This window comes from Armatimonas sp. (genome assembly GCF_031410135.1).
Taxonomy (GTDB): domain Bacteria; phylum Armatimonadota; class Armatimonadia; order Armatimonadales; family Armatimonadaceae; genus Armatimonas.
This window is the reverse complement of the sequence record NZ_JANNYP010000165.1, coordinates 1-3,832: the sequence shown is the minus strand read 5'-3', so window position 1 is coordinate 3,832 and position 3,832 is coordinate 1. Positions and strand designations below refer to the sequence as shown.

Genomic DNA, 3,832 nt, shown 5'->3' with positions numbered 1-3,832 from the left:
CGCCCCGGTGGACACACGGGGTGAGCAAGAAGAGCTTCGTGCGACTCTACAAGAGACACTACGCCGCGCAAAAGATAGCCCTAAGCGCTTCGATGATCTGTTGCTGATCGTCTTAAAAGAACGCACTCCGGAAACCGCCTGGGATCGGCACAGCGCCATTGTCCGACTCCTCACAGAGCACATTCCGATGAATAAGTCCAGTGGAGAGATGTGGACGGACGCCGCAGAAAAACTCCTCGTAGAACTTCCCAAACTCTACGGACGGCCTGAGTAAAACACAAATAGCGAAAGCCACCAGGAACCTAGGTTCCTGGTGGCTCTCTATCCGGAGTTTTTTGCTCCCAACCCACTCGACTAAAGCAGGCTAGTTGCGTCCGACCCCGGAGGCGGACACGAACAAATCGTTCAAAGTTTGCGCCTCCTTTCGTCTGAGATACTTCTTTATCGCGGGGCGTTGAACCGTTGCTAAAGCAGGTCTCAAAAACAATTCCCCCTCTCCCACCCGAAGGGCTTGTTATTGGGAGAGGGGGCTAGGGGGTGAGGGCCTATCCGGCAACACGGCTGGAGAGAGAAGCGTTGCTTCCGTCGTCCTCGGGCTGCTTGATAGGGAGGGTGAAGTAGGCGGTAGTCCCCTTGCCCAGACCTTCGGACTCGGCCCACATGTCGCCGTTGTGTACCTCGACGAAGTTCTTCACAAGAAACGCTCCGATACCCGTTCCGTTGATGGAGCGGTTGTCGCGGTTGTCGGCACGGGCGAACTTCTGGCCGAACTTCTGGAGGAACTCCGGGGTCATCCCAAGGCCCTTGTCCGAGATGGCGAACTGAATCGTACTCTCATCTTTCATACTGACCTGAAGGTGCACCAGGCCACCATCCGGGGAGTACTTAAGCGAGTTGCCCACTAGGTTGTGAAGGATCTGCTCGAACTTATCACCATCCGCCTCAATAATCTTGGGGACATCGGAAGCGATTTCGAAGTTCAGTGTGTGGTTATCCTTCTTGTAGGTTGAGCCATTGTCAATCATGATGGCCTTCTTGACCAGCTCATGAAGCTCAACATCCTCGAAGTTAGGTAGCATAGAAGCACCGGCCTCGATACGGCTGACATTGAGCAAATCATCAATCAGGCGCTTCAGACGATCACACTCTTTGTCGACGATGCCATAGAACTCAAGACGATCCTCGTGTGCGAACATCGTACCTTCTTCGTCCATGAGCAGGGTGGAGATAAAGCCCTTGATAGAGGTCATCGGGGTGCGGAGCTCGTGGGAGACGGTGGAAACGAAGGCCGTCTTGAGCTTATCAATGTTCTTCAGCTCCGTAATGTCGCTAAAGATCGCGGCGGTTCCGACCATATCCCCATTTTCGTTACGTACGACAGTGGACTGAATCTGGAAGGTGCGGGAGGCATCCTCAGCATCCGTGATGGTGACTTCTTCCTGAACATCCGTCTCATCGGAGAGGGCTTTCACCAGCACCGAGCGCACGGTGTCGTCTTTGACGAGCTGGTCGTAGGTGCGCACGCCCAAGCTTTCGGTGGGAGCCAGACCAAAGATACGCCGCGCCGACGAGTTCATCTGCAGAACACGGCCGTTTCGCCCGATCATCACCAACCCTGCGGTCAGGGCATCGGTCATCTCATGGAGCTGCTCTTTTTCCTCAACAACTTTACGGAAGGTTGAGGCCGTGTTGATCACCGCAGCAGCATTGCGAGACATACGATCCAGAAGCTGGACGTCTTCGTCAATAAAGACCCCACCAAATTTTTTATTGAAGACCCAGATCACCCCGATGGTCTTGCGCTCTACCACGGCATTGGTCTCTTCGTCGCGCTTCTCCACGATCAGCGGCACCGAGATTCCATTGCGAACCCCGAGTTTTGCAAAGGCCTTGGAGTCCTCACGGATATCCGTCTCGGTATCGTAGAGGATCACGGATTTACTAGAGGCGTAGCAGACCCCCGAGGCACCTTCCCCTTCCCCAAACCGAAAATCGTCCAGCTGACCGTCTTCAAAACCTAGGGCTGGCTTACCTGCATAGAGCTCCCGAGTCTCCGGATCGTGGATCATGAAGAGACACTTGCCTCCTTGCACGATCATCGCAATTCGGGTCATCAGGCGCTTGAGGGTCTCCTCCAGCTCCGAGAGTTCTGCCGTGGGCTGGGCATTCTCGGTGGCAGTCTGAACCTTCTGGTTAAGCTCACGAACATTGCGTTCGAGCTGAACGACGGCCTGATTTTTCTGATTGAGCTCCGACTCCAAGTTGGCGATCTGAGCTTTGAGGGACTCGACGCTGTCGTCCAGGTTCATCGAGGGCAGGGTCCTTTCTTACAATACAACACAAAATATAGCGAGGCGCGGCAGAGCTGCCGCGCCGGGACTATAGTATACAACAACCTCCCCCACACAGTCAACGCGCCAAGGCGATTCAGTGAAGAAAACGACAGATTAAACTTTGGTTAGTGGATCTGGTTGATGATGGAGAACATCGGTCCCATGATAGAGATCACGATAAAGCCAACAATCACCCCGAGAAAGACAATCAAGATCGGCTCGATCAAGCTCGTCAGTGCCTTAACCGTCGCATCTACTTCTTGCTCGTAGAACTCGGCGACCTTGACCAGCATCTCCGACATACGCCCCGTCTCTTCACCGATATCAATCATGTGGGTGACCATCGGAGGAAAGAGCCCAGACTTAACAAGAGGCGGCGAGAGACGGCTTCCTTCGCGCAGCGCCGTCTTCGTCTCTTGGATCGCCTTTGTCAAAACCTCGTTGCCCGCGGTCTCCGCCACGATCTCAATGGCGCGCATCATCGGAACGCCGGAGCTCAGCAGGGTACCAAAGGTGCGGCAGAAACGAGCAACCGAGAGCTTAAGCACAAGCTCTCCCATGATCGGAATCTTGAGCTTGATGTAGTCCAGCTTATAGCGGCCCTCAGGCGTTTTTGCATACTGCTTCAGGCCAATATAACCCAATAGGGGCGCGAAAACAAAGACATACCAGTTGTGCACCATAAAGTCCGAGATACCAAAAAGGGCCTCGGTCATCGGGGGCATCTTAGCCTGCATGTCGGAGAACATCTGCTTAAACGTGGGCAGGATGAACATAAACATCGCAAACAAGATGATCATCGCAAACACGAGCACGATCACCGGATAGGTCAGGGCCGACTTAACTTTCTGGCGGATCTCCTGCTCTTTTTCCAGAAACTGCGAGAGGCGATCCAGAATCGTGTCCAGAATACCTCCGAGCTCGGCGGCGCGGATCATGTTGACATAGAGCTTGGAGAAACAAGTCGGGTGCTTGGCCAGAGACTCTCCCAGCGAAACACCTGTCTGGACATCGCGCTTGATGACTCCCAGGGCCGCTTTTAGTGGTAGGTCTTTGGTCTGCTGCTCTAAAATATCCAGGCACTTCAGAACCGCAAGACCCGCATCTACCATGGTCGCAAACTGACGTGAGAACACCACCAGCGACTGGAGCTTAGGTGTTCCGGCGGCTTTTTTAGTTCCGATGGACATCAGCCCGCTGGTCTTGTGCTCACTGATACCCAAGACATGCAGGCGCTGCTCGTGCAGACGGCTCAGGACGGCTCCCTCAGACTCTGCTTCCATCCGGCCTTTGACATTGTTGCCGGAGGTATCTATTACATCGTATACAAAAGTAGGCATGGAAGTTTAGCTTCCTCCCTTCAGGTGACGCATGAAGTTATCGCGGTCATTACAGCGGCTGGCTGCTTCTTCCATCGTGACCATTCCCGAGCGGTGAAGCTCAGCAAGGACTTTGTCCATCTGTTGCATCCCAAACTGTGAGCCAGTCTCGATGGAGCT

Annotated in this window: 3 protein-coding genes; 1 reads left to right on the top strand and 2 read right to left on the bottom strand. The window is 54.1% G+C overall.

What is annotated here, in order from left to right; all coding sequences use genetic code 11:
* Nucleotides 1-274: hypothetical protein (locus RMO15_RS05910; protein WP_309709153.1), on the top strand; the 274-nt coding region annotated here is incomplete at its 5' end.
* Between the two features lie 271 nt (nt 275-545).
* Here the strand turns inward: RMO15_RS05910 and RMO15_RS05905 are convergent.
* Both RMO15_RS05905 and RMO15_RS05900 read right to left on the bottom strand, forming a co-directional pair.
* Complete coding sequence (locus RMO15_RS05905) at nt 546-2,309, bottom strand: ATP-binding protein (protein ID WP_309709150.1); 1,764 nt, start codon at nt 2,307-2,309, stop codon at nt 546-548.
* Between the two features lie 149 nt (nt 2,310-2,458).
* Nucleotides 2,459-3,673 carry a type II secretion system F family protein gene (locus RMO15_RS05900; protein ID WP_309709148.1) on the bottom strand — a complete coding sequence of 405 codons (1,215 nt, stop codon included), beginning with the start codon at nt 3,671-3,673 and terminating at the stop codon, nt 2,459-2,461.
* Nucleotides 3,674-3,832: the final 159 nt, after the last annotated feature.